Here is a 254-nt window from a genome sequence, read left to right as displayed (position 1 = left end):
CGCCGAGGTCCAGCAATCGCCGCATGTCCGCCGGGTCGTTCACCGTCCACACGTGCACCTCGACGCCGGCCGCGTGGGCGGCCCGCACGAGACCCGGCGTGACCACGCGCACCGGGCCCTGGCGCTCGGGGATCTGCACGGCATCCAGTCCCGCGAGGAGTCGCCGGACGATCCCGCGAAGGCCCACCGCGTGCGCGGCGACGAGGCGCGCGACCGTCCGAGAACCGGGGGAGGTCGCGGGGGAGACGGCGGCA

At 76.4% G+C, this 254-nt stretch carries 1 protein-coding gene; it reads right to left on the bottom strand.

Features of this window, described 5'->3' with window-relative positions:
* Nucleotides 1-254: glycerophosphodiester phosphodiesterase family protein (locus ACZ3HG_RS24280; RefSeq protein ID WP_465335023.1), on the bottom strand; the 254-nt coding region annotated here is incomplete at both ends.

The organism is Erwinia sp. PME.40.26/001 (assembly GCF_055556675.1).
The sequence above is the reverse complement of the archived record's forward strand: the minus strand, read 5'-3'. Positions and strand labels throughout refer to the sequence as shown.